Below are 18,639 nucleotides of genomic sequence, written 5' to 3'. Positions count from 1 at the left end.
GCGATTACTGTGGGATTTTCCGTTTAAAAAATCAACTAACCCAGCAGTTCATTTTTCTTGCTTTTTTTTTCAATAATGATTATTATTGATTACACACAAAAACACAAATAAAATGAAACCTAAATTAATCATTATGGCACTGCTATGTGCCGTTAGCTGGCGCAGCTATGCCCAAACCGAAAAAGGCTCCGGCTTTATTGGCGGAAGCCTGAGTTTTGGAACCTCCAGACAAAACAGTTCATCTCCCAGCTTAAACACTTTTACCTTAACGCCAAGAGGAGGTTATTTTTTAGCCAATAATTTTGCCCTTGGTTTAGAACTCCCCTTAAATCTTTCGAAGCTCAGGGGCGAAAGTTATATCGCATGGAATGATGAATACGGTTATTACGAAGAACAGCGTGGGGTAAAGGAATTTAGTTTTGGCATTTCTCCTTTCTTACGCAAATACATCGATGTTAAAGATCGTTTTAAGTTTTTCATGCAGGCCAACCTGCTTTTACAGATCAATACCTTCAACCGCATTGATGATGAAGGTTACCTGATCCGTACCGATGCCAAAATAAAAGGATGGGGCGCAAGCATCAGCCCTGGCTTTAGTTATTTTATATCGAAACATGCGGCCCTGGAGTTTTCCGTACCTGTTGTCTCTTTCTTCCATCAAAATTATTACGCTGAAGAATCGCTTTACAACTACGATAAAACCAATAATTTGAGGCTCGCCCTACAAAATTTTACACCAACGTTTACCTTCAATTACCATTTTTAACCTGCAATAAAATGAAAAATAGATTTACCTGGCTAAAATTAATTGTTTTAAGCTTAGCCCTGCTTTTAACTTATCCATTTAATGTAAAAGCACAAACCGAAGCAAATACAGAAATAAAATATTACAGAAGCATTTTCCCCGAAGAAAACGGAAAGATCAAATCAATTGGCAACACCAATTTTGAATACTACAAAAGCATCTTTCCCGAAGAAAACGGTAAGATTAAATCTATTGGAGATAAAAAATTTGAATACTACAAGAGTATTTTTCCCGAGGAAAATGGTAAAATTAAATCTGTGGGTGATCAAAAAATTGAATATTTCAGAAGCATCTTTCCAGAAGAAAATGGGAAAGTCAAATCAATCGGAGATACGCCTATCGAATATTATAGAAGCATCTTCCCTGAAGAAGATGGAAAAATAAAATCAATTGGTCATGTTACGATCGAATATTACAGAAGTATTTTCCCCGAAGAAAACGGGAAAATCAAATCAATTGGCGGTGCTCAGATTGAATACTACAGAAGCATCTTTCCAGAAGAAAATGGGAAGCTCAAATCAATTACAGGTAAGATAGGCGGCGATGTCAATTTCTCTCCTACTGAACTTTATTACTTTATCCTGAATGCAAATTTAAAGTAAAATACAAACTATTCATTATTATCACCAAACACCGATCTAATCATAAGGTCGGTGTTTTTTTTAACACTGATAATCAAAACATTCCTATTCGATAACTATCGGATCGGGTTGGGAATAACGATCTTTTGCGGTACTCCGATCGTTAAAACTTCCTGTCATCATATTATTTTATCTTTTCTTCGTTTCTATATTAGGCAAAAAGCCCGTTAATAAACCGATTAAAGGCAGAAACGCACAAACATTAAATACATATTCGATACTGGTAGAATCTGCCAGTTTGCCCAATAAGGCTGATCCGATGCCACCCATGCCAAAGGCAAAGCCAAAAAACAATCCTGCAACCAAACCTACCTTCCCGGGGATTAATTCCTGTGCATAAACCAATATAGCTGAAAAAGCCGAAGCTAAAATCATCCCGATGGGAACGATAAGGACACCGATCCAGAATAAACTGGCATGCGGAAGCAATAAAGCAAATGGCGCGGTACCCAATATAGATACCCAGATAACATATTTTCGCCCGATCTTATCGCCTATCGGTCCTCCCAATAACGTTCCGGCAGCTACCGAAAACAGGAATACAAACAAATAAAGCTGCGAGGTTTGTACTGAAACTTTAAATTTATCGATCAGATAAAAGGTAAAATAGTTCGTTAGACTCGCCATGTAGAAATATTTCGAGAAAATTAACAAGAGTAAAATACACACGGAAAAGACCACCTCTCCTCTTGAAAACTGATTCACAACCGTTTGAATATTGATCTTTTTGCTTCTTGAAAGCATAAATCCCTTGTACCAATTGCCAACATAAGTTAAAATCACAATTGCCAGAAGCGCAATAACCGAAAACCAGATGACGCTGATCTGTCCATAGGGAACAATAATCCAGGCTGCCAATAGCGGACCCAAAGCACTACCTGCGTTACCACCCAGCTGAAAAACGGATTGCGCCAGTCCCCTCTTCCCCCCTGATGCGGCATGTGCCATCCTGGAGGCTTCAGGGTGAAAGACCGATGAACCGATCCCGATAAACGATACCGAAATTAATATGGTGTAGAAATGACTGGATAGCGAAAGTGAAACTAAACCAAGGAGGGTAAAGCCCATACCTATTGCCAAAGAATAGGGCTGAGGTTTTTTATCAGTGTACAAGCCCACAAATGGTTGTAATAGTGATGCGGCCAATTGAAAGGTCAAGGTGATGAGCCCGATCTGCGAAAAACTTAAATGATAGCTGTTTTTAATAATGGGATAAATAGCAGGGATTAATGACTGTATGGTATCATTTAACAAATGCGAAAAACTCAGTGCAAAAAGTATCGGGAAAACGGTTTTTTCAATAATGGAGGCGGTAGATGTATTTTCAGTCATAACGGCTAGCTTATCTGTCAAAATTAGCGATTATATTTTTTAACAGTTCCTGTTTTGCCTCGTAAAAGCAAACATTTTGATAAAGTGCTGGTTTTATAAACATGGAAAAAAACAGAAAAATTGTTGGCTTATGTGGAAGCTTAAGGAAAGGCTCTTTTAATGCGATGTTACTTAAAGTTGCAGGAAGCTTGATCCCGAAAGATATCGAATTCGAAATCGTTGGTTTTGATGACCTTCCTGTTTACAATGAAGATCACGATATACCAAATGTGGAGGAACGACCAGCAAGTGTGGTGAAATTCAGGGATGCCTTGGCTACTGCAGATGCTTTTATCATTGCCTCTCCCGAATATAATTATTCTATTCCCGGTGGACTAAAAAATGTAATTGACTGGGCCAGCCGAGGGAAAGATTCGCCATTGATGCACAAACCGGTTGCTATTATGGGCGCAACGCAGGGCATGTGGGGAACGGTTAGAATGCAGCATGCATTTTCGCCTGTTTTTACTTTCCTTAATATGAATCCGGTTTTACAACCAGAAGTTTTGATTGCACAGGCCCAGAATAAATTCGATAGCGACGGAAATCTGAATGACGAAAAAACGATTTCCATTATTCAAAAGAAAATAGACAACCTCATTTCAGCCTGTAAAGTTTAAGCCACTCCGGGTAAACCCTTTTCTGAAACCTGCCATTTTTGCTACACAACAATCTGACATTTCTACAAAAAAAGTCAGATTGTCAATTTGTCATACCTAAAAAATTAATCAATCGATTGATTTTTCGTCACACGAAAATAATATTGAATTAACACTGAATTTACATCTGTTTGTAAGCTAATAAGTTAATCAAAAACTGAATTTTTGATGACTTTAAGCAAGCTTTTTGGCACAAGTGTTGACTTTTAAGCAAATATAGTCAGAAATTAAAATAGTAAAATTGACTATATTTTAATCACAAATAAATAATAAAAAAGATGAAAAAATTATTATTATCTTTAGTAGCAGTAGCTGGTTTAGTTTATGGTGCACAAGCACAAACTGAAAAAGGAAATTTTATGTTAGGTGGTAACGTAGGTGTAAACTCTACAAAAGTAGATGGCGCTCCAAAAGCCGATTTCAACTTCAGCGTAGTACCTAGTGTTGGCTATTTTGTTGGCAACAACTTTGCAATTGGTACAGGTGTAGGTTACGAATACGATAAAAAAGTAAGCAACAGAACACAGACCGGCGCTTTTAAAGTTGCCCCTTTTGGCCGTTACTATGTTGGTTTATCAGATCAGTTTAAATTCTTCGGTCAATTATCAGTGCCTTTGGCTTTCGGTGAGTTAAAAGCAACTGATGCTAACGGCGATAACGCAGTAAAATTAGGTACTACTACCAATATCGGCGTAGAACTTGCCCCAGGTTTTGCTTTCTTTCCAACCAAAAAGATCGGTATTGAACTTTCAGTTAGAGGTTTAAGCTACGACAATTATACTGTTAAAGCTGAAGGAACCGGTGCTAAAGTTAAAACCAATACATTTGGCTTAAACGCTGATACTTTTTCACCAAGATTAGGTGTACAATTCTACTTTTAATTAATTCTCCCTAAGGAGACAATTAATAAATGACTTTTTTCAAAGAGCGTCACGATGTTAAATCGGGACGCTTTTTGTTTTGCAGACCATTTGGTGTAAAGATGCGTTACGGTAGGCAGGCCAGTAGCTAAAAACTTTAACGGCTAAGCAATGGATTAAGCCAGATCGCCCACGAATTATAGTTGTGCCCTTCTGTTCCTTCAGCCCGAAGCTCGATTTTATTTACATTCCCGATACTGATGTCTACCCTGCTTCGCTGTCCTACTCTAAGTGCCGGCGACTGATAAAGCACTTTACCATCGCCGATGAGGGTAAATTTCGCCGACCCCTGCTGGTGAGCATAATCCCTCAAACCAATAATAGCAGAAAACCGTTTCCATTTCTTATTTAACAGGAATGAATAAACTGAAGGCGAATGCGCAAATAATCCTTTTTCATAAAGCTCCTCCATATTAGCAAGAAAAAAAACATCTTCTGACTCCGTGGTAAAATAATTGCGGGCAGGTTTTTCCCAACCAACCTTGGCCACTTCCCATTTTGCGTCGGAAAGGTAAAGGCTGTCACCGCTATAAGTCGCAGGATCGGCGGGTGCGATGGGATTCATCACACCCTCCAGAATGCTAAGCTTTTTCTTTACCTCCTCACTCTTCTCCATTACCGATAAGCGAGTATGAAGTTCTTTAAGGTCTACTGCCTTTCCTGTTGGAATTTCTAAGACCTGTGCATGGGTAGGTCCAACTGCAAAAATTTTGTAAAAAGGATACACCATCCCATTAGGAAGCATAAAAAGTAAATACATCCGGTAATTTCCTTCTTTCCATTTTTTTAAAGGCACAGCGATCGATCCGGTACTGTTAATGGAGTAAACCGTGCTTTCATTGAAATATTCTGTTTGATTTAAGGGACTAATCAGGACTGAAAGCGCGTAAGGGGCTAATTTACCGACAATGTCAGCTTTCAACAGGATGCCATTACCAGTATCGCTGCAAGCAATGTTATTTAATGCTAGTTGCGTATCTGTCTTATTGTATTTTGCATATCCGGTAAATACGGGGTGGCTGAGCAGCTGCAATAATCCTGCTGCTGAAATAAAAGAAGTTTGGGTATCGCCCCAAACGCTGCCCTTAAAATGACGGCTTCCATACTCCCCCATTAAGGATATTGATGACGGCTTTAATTCGGAAGGGTTACCAAAATCGTGATGCAGGCCGAACATATGTCCCATTTCGTGCGCAATACCACCAATGTACCAGCTGTTAAACTCTGCTACACTACATTCCCTGTCGGTCCTGCCCGGTTCGGCATACTTAATCCGATCGGCCTTATCCGTAAGTAACTTTGGATCAAGCAACGGGCAATCGGCGGCAAAACTTACTCCGTTAACTGATGAACCGATTCCCATATACGGAGAATCAAAAACATAGGTTATACTATCTTTCCTATAATATAACCCGGTTATGATCAGCACATGATCTTTGTAAAAATCAATTTTTCCACCTGCTTTATTTGAGATTTCCGCTTGCAGCTGATTAGCGGAGTTGACATTATAGCTTTTTGAATCCAAATCTCCTTCAACTGGAGTGATCAGATACCTGTTGCCGGATTTATCAAAATTTACGCCATCGCATTTAATCCCGTATCGCTGGAACTCGTCTCTGTAAAAATCACTCACAGCGGTCAATACGCGGTTTAAGCGCTCTTGCAAATCGGCAGACAACTTTTGGTCTTTTCCATAAAAATACACCACCTTAACCACATTATTGGTCTTCGGCGTGTTCTTATGATAGGCTTTAACCGTATTTTCTGAAGCCGATATGATACTGTTCGTAATTTGAGCTGGCTGTGAATAACCATTGATGGCAAAAAAGTAGAAAACAACTACTGTGATCAGGAATTTAATTTGGATACGCATTAAGAATGTTAATTTAGCTATGGCCAATGTAGTAAAAAATATCAGCATTCATTTTGACTTAGATTTTAATTTACCTAGGATGATAGCTTAGCGTGTCGGTTCCTGATTTTTCAAATCCGGATGACTACTGTCTACAGAGAACAAGTTTTATCATTAATTACTTCTTAATCAGCTTAATTTTTTTCAGTTGCTGGCCATTTTTATTGATCACTCCCACATACACCCCTGTTGATAAAGCATTAAGCGCAAATTTATTCGAACTGGTGGCTTTTTCTTCGAAAACTTTCTGTCCCAGCATATTGAAGATGGACAAGCTGTAATCTTCAAATGAACCGCTCAGAATTGTAAGATAATCAGTTACAGGATTAGGAAAAAACGAAAATTCATTCTCCTTCAGGTACACTACCGATACCAGATCGCTCTGTACCCGACCGCCGGCCGTTTCGAACGTAACCCGGTAAAATTGAATGCCGGTTTTTGGCTTATCATCAAAAACCGTATAATCCAGCTGATTTGAAATGGGTTTGGTTTGCTGCAAAACGCTAAAAGTATTTGGTCCGGTCTGTTTTTCCCAGATAATGTTCTTTAAATCAAGGGTCGTTCCGATATTCAGATCAAGCCTGATCTGATCTTCGTTTACAGATGCCGATAAGTTTTTGATATAACAGGCAATGCCTTGTTGTGTATAATCGATCGTATAACTTTTTAATCCGGTAAAACCTGCGCCATTTGCGGCTACAGCAAAATAGTTGCTATTGATCTTGCTGGCATCAAGCTTAACGATGGTATCAGCAAGCGTTAAAACCGGCGAAAGGATATCATCTTTGATATTATACAATGTATAATCTTTTGCCCCAGGTTGTGGATTCCAGCTGAGTACCAGGCCATCTTTGCAGGCATAACCAACGTTCAACACCCTCGGGCGGGAAATAACAAACGACTGACTCAGTATGACATTGTCTCCCACTTCCATTTTTATTATGGCCTTAACAAACAGATCTGGTGGAACCCAATGGTAAACGCCTTTACTTAAATCAACACCGGCGGCAATAGATTTCCAGGTACTACCTTCATCGTAACTAACCGACAGGTTTCCTGTTTTTCCCGTGTAAGTATTTTCCCACCGGATATAATTATCTTCATTGGCAAAAAAGTATTCGTTTTTTACAGGGCTAACAAAGGAAAAAGTGTTTTTAAATGTGTAACGATAAGCCAATGCAAAAGGTTGCGTATTGCCGCTATTAATCCGGTTCCCTCTAACGTGAACAGTATAAGCACCGGCAGATGGCTGATCGAGCGTAACCTGCTGCACATTATTGAGCAGATCTGCCTTGCGAACCGCTGGTTTTGAAAGTGAATCTAAATGGGGAAAACTGCTTAATACCCAGGGCAGCATTAAATTCCCCGCAGGCGTTTCGAGGCTTAAGTCTAATCCGTTTACCAGGCTTTGCGCGGCATTTACAATAGCAGGAGGATCATTCCAGGCGATGGTTACTTTCACTTCCGCCACATTAGCCGGAATAGTCAATGGAATGAGCATATCCTGATTTTTAGCCACTTCGTATAGTGATGCCCTGTTTTCATCTAACGTTTTTAATGATTGGGCCACATTTAGTTTTCCATAACCATATATAAAATCAACCTGTGGGGTTCCCAAATCATCCGCAGCATTAATTAAGGTGGCCCTGATGAGCGAAGCGGATGCCGGTTTTTTGTATTTCTGCTGATAAAACTGTTCTACCAAAGCAATAGATCCACTGGTAATGGCTGCAGCGCCAGATGTTCCGTCTTCACCCAAGGCAACCAATTCAGGTTTTACGCGTCCATCATACGCAGGTCCCTTGCTACTCAAATTTTCAGCAATGTTTTCTCTGTTGATCCCCCCTATCACCAATAGGTTTTTGGCCTGCTTAAAATTGCCGGTTAAATTGGCACGGGCGGTAATGTTCTGATAAAAGCCTGCGGTTGGCGTAGCAGTTCCTTTATTTCCGGCTGAAAAAACGTGGATCAGCGTATCGGTTTCAAAAATCTGTTTATCGTATGCCGCAGCCTCCATCCCATAATCGTTATCGATATCGGTACCATAAGAGTGATTTTGAACCTTAACCTGCAGCTTGTTTAAATCGGTAGCCAGGTCGGGCATCAGGTTAGTAAAATCTGAATAAGCCAATCTGGCCTTTGGTGCTGCACCCAGGCCACGGATAAAGGAATTTCCTTTTCCCAAAGCCAGGGTCGCCATAATGGTGGCATGAGTAGTTGGCGTTTTACCAATAGTGGCGCCGGGAACAGTTTTTCCCAGCAAGTCAAGATCGGCGGCATCATACATTCCTTCTTTAAAAGAAACATTGATGCCTCCACCATCAATATCAGGATAAAGGTTTCGGGCATTGGAGATCTGGTTCAGGCTAAGATCGAGACCGTTGATCACCACCTCCTCTTTAGCCACAGGCAAAACATCTGCGTATAAAACATCATCAAGTTCCAGCAGCCACATAAAATCACCTGGAGATAGGTAAACAGTACAAATTTGATTGATATGATCAGTGGATTTAATATTTAAACCTGCAACAGCTTTTGGGAGCGCATTTATATTTTTGAAGGCCAGTCTCACCAGCACCGAATCATTTTTTTTATTGCCTTTACTCAGCACTTTCATCAACCTATCACTAAGCTTCCAAAGTCCGTTAGCTTTTTCCTGATAAATGATACTGTTCGAAAAATTAGAAACATTTGATTTTTGAACAATGTAATAATCCCCTGAGAGGCTTTTCTGAGGTTTTAACAATTGAATTTCGGCTGCTGTTAGCGAATGGTTGAACCTGACCAAAACAGACTGATCGCTGCTTAAATTTGAAATATTGCCCGTTTTTGAAATATATTTTTCATTTTTTTTATCTATTCCACCAGGTTGTACCTGTGCGTTTAAACTAAAAACAAACAGACAAAAACATAAAACTAAAAATACAGTACTGACTTTCAATAATTATTTTATTATAAAATTTTGGTTACATCATATATCTTCACTAAATTAGGATTTATAAGGTAATCCACAAACATTATTAACTAACTTATTCAACCTAAACTAATTTTATTCTAACTAAGATGAAAACAACCCATTTTTTATCGATTGCAACAGCCTGCATTCTACTTACAAACTTATATTCTTGTAAAAGTAATAATACAGAAAACGCAGTAGAAAACAAGACTGAGATTTCAGCAAACAAATTATCACAGATCAAAGCACTAGGTTTCAGTACCGATAATATCCGTAAAATAGATGAAGGTTATCTGGTAGAGGGAGATATCCTTTTAACCGACGATAATTTAGCTGAACCTGCTACCGGCGCAAATTTAAATATTGCCGAAACCGAACAATACAGAACCACAAATATTGTTAAATCTTTACCACGCGTAATCACAGTCTCGGTAACCAACTTGCCGCAGGTATATAGCGATGCGGTAAACACCATGATTTCGAGATACAACTCGTTAGGTTTACGGATCACTTTCCAAAGGGCAAATGCCGGCACAACCGGAAATATCGACGTTGTAGGTTTCAACGAAGGTCCGAGCGGTGGTTTTATTACCTTGGGCTCTGCTGGTTTCCCAACTTCATCAGGTCAGCCTTATAACCAGATCAGAATGAATACCAATTCGGCGGCCTATGGCTCTAACCCTAATTTATTGTATCTGGCATCAGTGATCCAGCACGAAGTTGGTCATTGCATTGGTTTCCGTCATACTGATTACATGAACCGTGCTTTCAGCTGTGGTTCGAGCGGTGCAGGCAATGAAGGTGCATCAAATGTGGGTGCAATCCGAATCCCTGGAACTCCATCAAGTCCTGATGCAGCATCATTTATGTTAGCTTGCTCTAACGGCGGCAACCGTACCTTCAATTCAAATGATGTCATTGCCGTGAATTACCTTTACAAATAAGATCAAATAAAAGGATTACTTTAGATATGAAAAGCCTTCCGATTTAATCATTCGGAAGGCTCTTTTCATTTAAAATTAAAGATGATCGGAAGTTTACGGACCAGACGCTCCAAAAGTCAGGTATTGGTAATGTTGGGGTTGCATCGCGCAGCCAGTGCAAAACAGTTAATTTCTTCCTGTTTTACGCTTATACGCTTCGCTGCCTCGTTGCTGCAGGGTATCGCTTCAACCGCCCGCCTGAAACGGCTAGGGGGCTAGGTGGCCAGGGCATCATTTCATTTTTGAGGTAGAAAAGCCGCCTGGCTGTGTAGCAGTAATAATGGTTCGTGAAGACACGAACCATGGCGATAGTGGACACAAACCATGGCGATAGTGGACGCGAACCATGGCGAAAAAGATACCATGTTAAGCGTAGCATGTTGACACCGCCAACGTAATTATTTTGCCAGCTCAAAATCTGTTAATTTTGCTACGGCTACATGACGGGAGACAGTTTTTTGCTATCGAAACCGTTTCCCTTTGGAACACAAACCCCAATTATATAAACCTGATAGCGCCAAATAGCTCCCGATTTAAAGCAAAAATTATATTCAAGAAAACTCAATCGGGACTATGGGCAATAGCAGGACTGAACTAACCGAAGAACACCGGAGCTTGCTTTACCTAAAATAGAAATGATTAAAATTAATGGTTCGTGAGGACTCGAACCAAGGCGATAGTTATATAAACCCGATAGCGCCAAACTATGGGCAATAGCAGGACTGGAATAGCCCAAGAACCACCCAAGCCTGCTTTCCGAAAAACAACAATGTTTAAAAACAGATGGTTAGTGAAGATACGGATCATTGCAAAAGATGCTGATTGCTTAAGACAATCATTTAATGGATGAGTGGTTCGTGAGGACACGAACCACGGCTTTATTATGAACTCCAACAAAAGATATTAACACAGCTAACAATATTGATCTGTGCTTATCCTTTTCATCTGTGGTTAATTACTTACCGTTCTGCTCAATATCCCGGTCCATTTCTACCATATCAACATCGCCAGGTTCAGAAAAATCACCTATTAAATATTTGTTAAAATGGTCGGCCAGCTTCCAGAAAGCGTATTCTGTCATATCTCCAAAACCATGGCGCTGCCCTGGTATGATCAGAAAATCGAAACGTTTGCCCGCTTTCATCAGAGCATTGGCTACACGGATCGAATTGGCCGGGTGCACATTGTTATCTACGTCACCATGCATCAGTAATAAATGCCCCTTAAGGTTTTTTGCCAGATCAGGATTTTTATCAATGCTGTATTTAAATGAGGTATCGCCTTTTAAAGAAATGGTTTCCTTTACACCATGATGTTTTTCGCTCCACCAGCGGTTGTAAATGCTGTTGTCGTGATTCCCGGCGTTTGACACAGCCGCTTTGAAGAAATCGGGATAAACCAGCATAGCTGCAGTAGACATAAAACCACCACCAGAGTGACCGGTGATACCCACTTTTGATTCGTCGATATACGAATATTTGGCTGCCAATTGCTCCACAGCTGTTTTTTTATCTGCCAATCCGTAATCACGGAGATTGCCGTAACCATAAGTATGGTACCATTTAGAACGCGAAGGGTTTCCTCCACGGTTACCTACCGTAATCACAATGTAGCCAAATTGAGCCAAACGTTCGGTACGGTCCATGCTTTTGCTGAAAGCCTTATTCACCGCTTCGGTTTGTGGCCCTGGGTAAACATATTCGATGATTGGATATTTTTTATTCGGATCAAAATCAAAAGGTTTATACATCACACCATACAGGTCAGTTATGCCGTCATCCGCTTTTACTTTAAAAGGCTCAGGAAATTTGTAGCCCGCAGCCATGAGCAATGAAAGGTCTGTTGTTTCCAGATCCATTACTTTTTTGCCCGTTCCATCATAAAGTGTAGCTTTTGGTGCAGTATTTACCCTCGAGTAATTATCAACAAAAAAAGTATTGTTATCATTCACATTGGCCAGGTGATCGAAATCTCCCGCATTTAACAATTTCATATTCGAGCCATCGAAATTGATGCTGTATAAATGCAAGTAATAAGGATCTTCTTTACCTTCCCTGCCATTTGCAGTAAAATAAAGGATGCGTTTTTTCTCGTCAATATTTACAATGCTCTCGCAGTGGAAAGCGCCTTTAGTAATCTGATTTTTCAGCTTGCCGTTCTCATCAAAAAGGTAAAAATGTGCCCAACCGTCGCGTTCACTCCAGTGAATTAATTCTTTACCATCATTAACCAAACCAGGGCGGTTCACTTCAACGTAGGTATTGAAACGTTCATCAATTAATGGCGTAACTTTGCCTGTGGCAATATCAACGGTACCAATGTCGATACGCTTTAAATCGCGACTGGTACGCGAAAAGTAAAACCTGTTATTGTTGCCTAGCCAAATAGACGGACGGAATTCGTTATCGCGGTCTTTATTTAAGGCAGGTTTGCTCCAAACAGATACACTTTGATCTTTAAATGCAGCTACATTTAGTTTTTTATAGGATTTTGCGGCAAAATCGAACAACAAAACTTCATCCTGAGGGGCTTCTGCCTCTCCCGGCATCTGGTATTTATAGGTTTCTAAAGTCGGGCGACCTGGTGTAACACTGTTAATTACCCAAAGGTCTTTCACCTTACGCGAATCAGTCCGGTCTAATACAAAATATTTCGAATTGGGTGACCAGAGCACATAAGCGCCACGGCGTTTTTTATTGTTTTTTTCGTTTTCTACGTTGTTTTCACCATCGCCATCACTTCCATAAGAATAAAATTTTACCCCGTCTTTAGTCAGCTGATGTTCTACAATGGTGCTGTCTTCCTCGTTGTTAACGGCCTTTTTGTAGTTCTCTTTATCCATCCAATACAAATTGTAATTGCGGGAAAAGATAATTGCAGAAGAATCGGGCGCAACAGATCCCCATGAAGGTTTGGGCTTGGGTTTACTAAAATTTGGAATCTCGGTTAATTTTGCACTGGCCAGTTCATATTTGAAAGAAAATATCTTCTTCTGCATAGAATCTGCGGCTTTTTTATCTTTTCTATCTTTTTTTAGCTCTTCAACCGTACTTTTAACTTCGAAGGAAATACTTTTTTCGTCGGCGGCAAATTTTAAGTTTTCAAGTGGCAAATGTTCCGCATCAAACGGATCGCGAACAATCAGCGTAATATCTGCAGCAAGTTTAGCATTATCAAACATCAACCTTTTGCTTTTGGCTGCAGGATCTACCAAATACCAGAATTTTCCTTTAGGACTTTCGAAAGTGTACCAAAAACGGTTGCTCAACTTTAGCCAATGTGGATCTACAGCGGTAGAATAAACCATTTTTTTCAGCTTATTTGGCGAAAAGCGAGAAGCAAGCTGATAATTTGCTTTAGCCTGTGGCTGAATATTTTCGGTTATGGTAAATGTTTTATTTTGTGCAGCAACAGTTAAGGATAAAAACTGCGCGCCCAGCAGAAATTTGTAGAATTTGTTCATTAAAATTTGTTTGAGCTGCTAAATTATTTAATTAAAGGATATTAAATAAGCTTTCATGTGTAATAAATGCGATAGTTAGTGTAATTTCTTACAACCGGCATTAATTATTAACACCATTTATTTTGATGGATAAATAACTGAAGGATTTTATAGTTTTGTACCCATATATACTAACAATGAAATACAGCTTTTTAACCTTACTCACGGCAGGCACCATCTTATTGGCCAGCTGCAAATCTAAATCACAAACAGACAATTCAACAGGCGAAAACTCCACTGAAAAAACAGTACAAACGAGCCAGGATGCCAAAGCCGCAGCCGTTGATGTATCGAAAATAAAAGTGGCTGATGCCAAAACCATCCTGGCCAGAAAACAAGTTCCTATTCTATGTTACCACCAGGTAAGAAACTGGAAACCGACCGATGGAAAAGTAGGTAAAGACTATATCGTAGAAATCCAGAATTTTAAAGATCAGATGAAAATGCTGGCCGATAGCGGTTATCATACCATTCTACCCGATCAGCTTTACGCCTACCTCAATACGGGTGCCGCCCTGCCGAGTAAACCCATCATGTTAACCTTTGATGATACCGACATGGATCAGTTTACCGTTGTGCGCCCCACTCTAGAAAAACTGGGTTATAAGGCAGTGTATTTCATCATGACCGTTTCCATCGGCAGAAAAGGTAAGTTTGTAGATTACATGACGAAAGAGCAGATTAAACAACTTGCTGACGAAGGAAATGTGATTGGCAGCCACACTTACGATCATAAAAACTTCAAAAAATACGCCGGTAAGGATTGGGAAGAACAGTTAGACAAACCAACCAAAAAACTGGAAGAAATTACGGGCAAAAAAATGACCGAATTTGCTTATCCATTTGGTTTATGGAATGCTGAAGGTATTCCCGAGCTTAAAAAACGTGGTTTTAGAATGGCCTTCCAATTATCAACCAAACGTGATGAAAAAGACCCGCTGTTTACCATCCGCCGGATTATCGCCAGTGGCTACTGGTCGCCGAAAACATTAAGCAACAGCATTAAAAACAGCTTCTAATAAAAATCCCGGTTTAAAATCGGGATTTTCTTTTTTACATGAACCACCGCATCAACATGAAAAAAATAGCCTTGATTGTTTTATTGTTATCCCAGATTATTAAGCTCAATGCCCAGACACCCCATCTAAGTGGAAAAGTTGAAGTGGTTATGGCTACGGGGCAAATTACCTGCGATTTTGTTTTAAGCAATATCCCTAACCTTGGTAAAGACTACCAAATACTACTGAACAAAGGTTTTAACATTAAAGCCATAAAAGATGCTGCCAATCAGACTTTAAAATACAGTGGTTTTTATGGCGGAGCCATGCGCGGCGAAGGTTTAACCTACACGCCATTGTATAAAGACAGCACACTGATCAATCCGGGAAAACTGCACATTACCTATACCGGTGCTTTTCCGATTTATACCGACACCTTAAACTTTGTTGATTTTAAGGGTTTGATTGCCTTTAATGGTAAAACAATGCGCGCCACCGATCAATCCAAATGGTACCCTGTTATTTACGACATCAAAAATGACAGACAAATTGAGCAGATGACCTTTGATATTCAGGTAACCAGCAAAGATGCCAAAATGATCTTCATCAACGGCGACCAGCCAAAAGCAGGACCAGTTGCGCGTTTTAAATCTGAAGTGCCTATTGCGCCCATGATTTTTGCGGGGGATTATGGTGTGCAAAAAACCAAGGGAGCGTTATTCTTAAACAGCCAGATGGATGATAAACAACTGGAAGTTTTCGAAAATAGCATAGCGGAAATGAAAGCCTATTATTTCAATGTCTTAAATATTCCGTATGATACCAGAAATGTATTTATAGAACATTCACCTGTTGAAAAATTTAATAAAGGCAGAAGCTGGGGCTTTGTGTCGTTCCCAACAATTGCCTTTGCGGGTATCAAATTGGGCGATATGATTGATGTACAGCAAAACAAACTTAAAGACTCAACCGATTATCCATTTATCGCACATGAAATTGGCCATTACTATTTCGGAAATGTGCTGCAGCCAAATTCTACTTTATTTTGGTTCTTTCTAGAATCAACTGCCGAATATCTGGCAGTTAAAGCGGCTGAAGAAAAATTTGGAAAAACGTTCAGCACCAAATACTTTGCAGACAGAGGCAAGCAATTAAAAAACTTTAAGGCCAAACCTTTAAATGATATTAAAGATGCCAATGAAATCTCCGGAACTTACCGTTATTCTTACGGCCCGTTTTTACTCCGTGGTTTAGAGCAGATGATCGGCGAAAAACGAATGTTTAAATTCTTGAATACCTGCTTAACTTCTACAAATGAATTAACCGATTACAGTTTCTTTAAAAGGAACGCGCTGAAATCTGGTGTGACTCATAAAGAGTGGGATGCTTACGAAAAAAACTTTATCATTTCTGAAAACGCTGTATCTTTGATTAAATAAATAGTTAAAAACCTTGAATTCACATTTAAAGCCAATGGCAACCAGCCTGTTATACGCTCTGGGATTATCATTATTTTCATTTGCCTGTTCGGGCAATAAGCAAAAAGAAAAGGCCATCACAAAAAACACTTCGTCTGTAGTTAAAATAGATTCTGCAAACACCAAACCTGCCGATAATAAAACCATTTTGGCACGCAGAGAGGTACCCGTTCTGTGTTACCATCAGATCAGAAACAACATTGCCAGCGATAGCAAAAGAGCACATGATGATATCATTGCACCCCAAAAATTCAGGGAACACATGAAAATGCTGGCCGATAGTGGCTACCATACTATTCTGCCCGATCAGTTGTATAATTACCTGGTTTACGGCGCTAAATTACCTGAAAAACCCATTATGATCACTTTCGATGATACAGATGAAGACCAATTTACAGTTGGCAATTCTACATTGAAAAAATATGGCTTTAAAGGGGTTTATTTTATCATGACAGTATCCATAGGCAGAAAGGGGCGCATCAATTACATGACCAAAGCGCAGATCAAACAACTATCTGACGAAGGAAATACCATTGCAAGCCATACGTACGACCATAAAAATTTTGCACAATTTACTGACGCAGATTGGACGACACAGATTGATGAACCTACCAAAAAACTGGAAGAGATTACAGGTAAAAAAGTAGAATATTTTGCGTTTCCCTATGGTGTTTACAAATCATCTACCCTGCATAAACTGAAAGAACATGGTTTTAAGGCTGCTTTTATCCTTTCGACCGCACGAGATGAAAATTATCCGCTTTACACCATCAGGAGAATTATCGATCCGGGAAGATACACTGCGAAAAACCTTTATTACAGCATCAATAAGAGTTTTAATAAAACAAAATCTTAGCAAAGGGGTTAATGATTAAAATTAAGTATTAAAAGGTTAAAGGTTGGAGAAATTGATGCTGCGCCACAATCTTCCCGACATTTAAACCCATTAATTATGACCTTATGAAGTATTCTTCTCTTTTTCTGCTTTTTGGATGTGCAATAATGTTCGCCTGTAATAATCCTAAAAACGGAAACGATAGCAGTGTAACGACTGATGGTGAAAACGTGACCAAAAAAGCGCTTGGAAAGAGCTTTTACAAAAGACTAGAAGGGACAATAGCCGGTAAAAAAGTAGTAATGCACCTGCAAAAAGTTGATGATGATGAGGTAAGTGGCACCTATTATTATGATGGATCATGGCTTAATCTTTCTACTGATACGGTGATAGGAAAAGATAGTATAATACTGGCGGAATATAATTTCTATGAATCATACTTTAATGAAAATTCAAAATCACCGCTCTTAAAATTGAAATGGACCGGGAACGGTTTTGATGGTATATGGGAAAGTGGCGATAAAACAAAAAAATACCCGGTAATTTTGACAGAAAAATATCCGGAAGGCAGCTATCCGTTCAGCATCGGAATTTACAGAGATTCAGTCAATGCATTTGCTAACCGGGCAAAATCTCCTACCGCCGAAATTAGTTTTCAATATCTTGAAAGCAAAAACCGGGATGAAAATGGCAAATGGCTGGATTCAGAACTAAAAAAAATCTTCGGTCTGGAAAAAGTTGATCGCTTAACCGGTTTCAAAAATCTGGCAGCTACCTATTTCAGCGATTATAAAACCGACGTTGCCGAACAGCAAAAAGATGGCCGGGGAAGTGAATTTGAAGCCTGGATGAATTATACAGACAATAGTCAGCAAACGGTTAATTACAATGATAATGGTTATGTGGTAGTTGATTTCCTTACCGACACTTACACTGGCGGTGCGCACGGAAATTACAACAGCAGCATGATCTGTTTAGATGTGCCGAACAAAAAACAGCTCGAACTAAATGATATCATCAAAATAGATTCAAATGCTTTGTCAGGCATTTTGGAACGCAATCTACGTAAGGAATATAATATCAAAGCAAAAGATGCACTAAGCACTTTTCTTTTTGATGATTTTATTAAGCCCAATAACAACTTCTACTTCAATGCCAATGGTATTGCCTTTATGTACAATCCGTATGAAGTGGCCAGTTATGCCCAAGGACAGATTGTAATATTTATTCCTTATTCGGATGTGAAGAATTATTTAGTACCGGCATTTAAGCAAAGAATGAAAATCAAATAAATTTGCAATAATTGCTGGTTAACTGTGAATTGAAACCTGGTTATTAAAACCTTCTGTGTAGATCATCTTAAATCAGCGGAGATGTCTCAATCTGACTTTGATAATTCATATGTCATCACCCTGAACCGAGCCTTAGCGAGCTCACCGAAGGTAATTTATGGCAGGGTCTTGCCCGATAAAAAGATGCTGCAATGAATTCAGCACGACGAATTAATTTAGTCAGATGCATTTATAAAGCAGTATTCATAAAAATTATTGAGCTCATATTTTTGGTTAATCGGTATAAT

At 39.4% G+C, this 18,639-nt stretch carries 13 protein-coding genes; 9 read left to right on the top strand and 4 right to left on the bottom strand.

Annotation, left to right across the window (positions count from 1 at the left end; translation table 11 throughout):
- Nucleotides 1-112 precede the first annotated feature (112 nt).
- Both QZ738_RS18000 and QZ738_RS17995 read left to right on the top strand, forming a co-directional pair.
- A complete protein-coding gene (locus QZ738_RS18000) occupies nucleotides 113-766 on the top strand; it encodes an outer membrane beta-barrel protein (protein ID WP_293789165.1) in 654 nt (217 codons plus the stop codon).
- 11 nt (nucleotides 767-777) lie between these two features.
- Entirely contained in the window at nucleotides 778-1,407 is a 630-nt protein-coding gene (locus QZ738_RS17995) for a hypothetical protein (RefSeq protein WP_293789163.1), read from the top strand.
- A 168-nt stretch (nucleotides 1,408-1,575) separates the two neighbouring features.
- On the opposite strand, the gene QZ738_RS17990 is transcribed toward QZ738_RS17995, so the two are convergent.
- A complete protein-coding gene (locus QZ738_RS17990) occupies nucleotides 1,576-2,778 on the bottom strand; it encodes an MFS transporter (protein WP_293789161.1) in 1,203 nt (400 codons plus the stop codon).
- Nucleotides 2,779-2,879: 101 nt separating this feature from the next.
- Here QZ738_RS17990 and QZ738_RS17985 point away from each other — a divergent pair, with 101 nt between their 5' ends.
- Nucleotides 2,880-3,437 carry an NADPH-dependent FMN reductase gene (locus QZ738_RS17985; RefSeq protein ID WP_293789160.1) on the top strand — a complete coding sequence of 186 codons (558 nt, stop codon included), beginning with the start codon at nucleotides 2,880-2,882 and terminating at the stop codon, nucleotides 3,435-3,437.
- A gap of 317 nt (nucleotides 3,438-3,754) precedes the next feature.
- Nucleotides 3,755-4,357, top strand: a complete 603-nt coding sequence (locus QZ738_RS17980) for an outer membrane beta-barrel protein (RefSeq protein WP_293789158.1) — start codon at nucleotides 3,755-3,757, stop codon at nucleotides 4,355-4,357.
- 136 nt (nucleotides 4,358-4,493) lie between these two features.
- Here QZ738_RS17980 and QZ738_RS17975 read toward each other — a convergent pair whose 3' ends face one another.
- Together QZ738_RS17975 and QZ738_RS17970 are read right to left on the bottom strand one after the other, a co-directional pair.
- Entirely contained in the window at nucleotides 4,494-6,317 is a 1,824-nt protein-coding gene (locus tag QZ738_RS17975; RefSeq protein WP_293789156.1) for an NPCBM/NEW2 domain-containing protein, read from the bottom strand.
- Nucleotides 6,318-6,426: 109 nt separating this feature from the next.
- A complete protein-coding gene (locus tag QZ738_RS17970) occupies nucleotides 6,427-9,249 on the bottom strand; it encodes a S8 family serine peptidase (protein WP_293789154.1) in 2,823 nt (940 codons plus the stop codon).
- Nucleotides 9,250-9,371: 122 nt separating this feature from the next.
- On the opposite strand from QZ738_RS17970, the gene QZ738_RS17965 reads away from it, so the two are divergent.
- Nucleotides 9,372-10,208 carry a M57 family metalloprotease gene (locus QZ738_RS17965; RefSeq protein ID WP_293789153.1) on the top strand — a complete coding sequence of 279 codons (837 nt, stop codon included), beginning with the start codon at nucleotides 9,372-9,374 and terminating at the stop codon, nucleotides 10,206-10,208.
- A gap of 994 nt (nucleotides 10,209-11,202) precedes the next feature.
- On the opposite strand, the gene QZ738_RS17960 is transcribed toward QZ738_RS17965, so the two are convergent.
- Complete coding sequence (locus QZ738_RS17960) at nucleotides 11,203-13,710, bottom strand: DPP IV N-terminal domain-containing protein (protein WP_293789151.1); 2,508 nt, start codon at nucleotides 13,708-13,710, stop codon at nucleotides 11,203-11,205.
- 176 nt (nucleotides 13,711-13,886) lie between these two features.
- Here QZ738_RS17960 and QZ738_RS17955 point away from each other — a divergent pair, with 176 nt between their 5' ends.
- From QZ738_RS17955 to QZ738_RS17940, 4 genes are all read left to right on the top strand, one after another.
- Complete coding sequence (locus QZ738_RS17955; protein WP_293789149.1) at nucleotides 13,887-14,768, top strand: polysaccharide deacetylase family protein; 882 nt, start codon at nucleotides 13,887-13,889, stop codon at nucleotides 14,766-14,768.
- Nucleotides 14,769-14,824: 56 nt separating this feature from the next.
- Nucleotides 14,825-16,186 carry a M1 family aminopeptidase gene (locus tag QZ738_RS17950; RefSeq protein ID WP_293789147.1) on the top strand — a complete coding sequence of 454 codons (1,362 nt, stop codon included), beginning with the start codon at nucleotides 14,825-14,827 and terminating at the stop codon, nucleotides 16,184-16,186.
- Nucleotides 16,187-16,199: 13 nt separating this feature from the next.
- Nucleotides 16,200-17,081, top strand: coding sequence for a polysaccharide deacetylase family protein (locus QZ738_RS17945; protein ID WP_293789145.1), 882 nt, complete (start codon nucleotides 16,200-16,202; stop codon nucleotides 17,079-17,081).
- Between the two features lie 104 nt (nucleotides 17,082-17,185).
- Entirely contained in the window at nucleotides 17,186-18,352 is a 1,167-nt protein-coding gene (locus tag QZ738_RS17940; RefSeq protein WP_293789144.1) for a DUF3298 and DUF4163 domain-containing protein, read from the top strand.
- Nucleotides 18,353-18,639 lie beyond the last annotated feature (287 nt).

Origin of the sequence: uncultured Pedobacter sp. (genome assembly GCF_913776295.1) — a bacterium.
In the GTDB taxonomy this organism is placed as follows: domain Bacteria; phylum Bacteroidota; class Bacteroidia; order Sphingobacteriales; family Sphingobacteriaceae; genus Pedobacter.
This window is presented reverse-complemented; position numbering and strand designations above follow the sequence as displayed.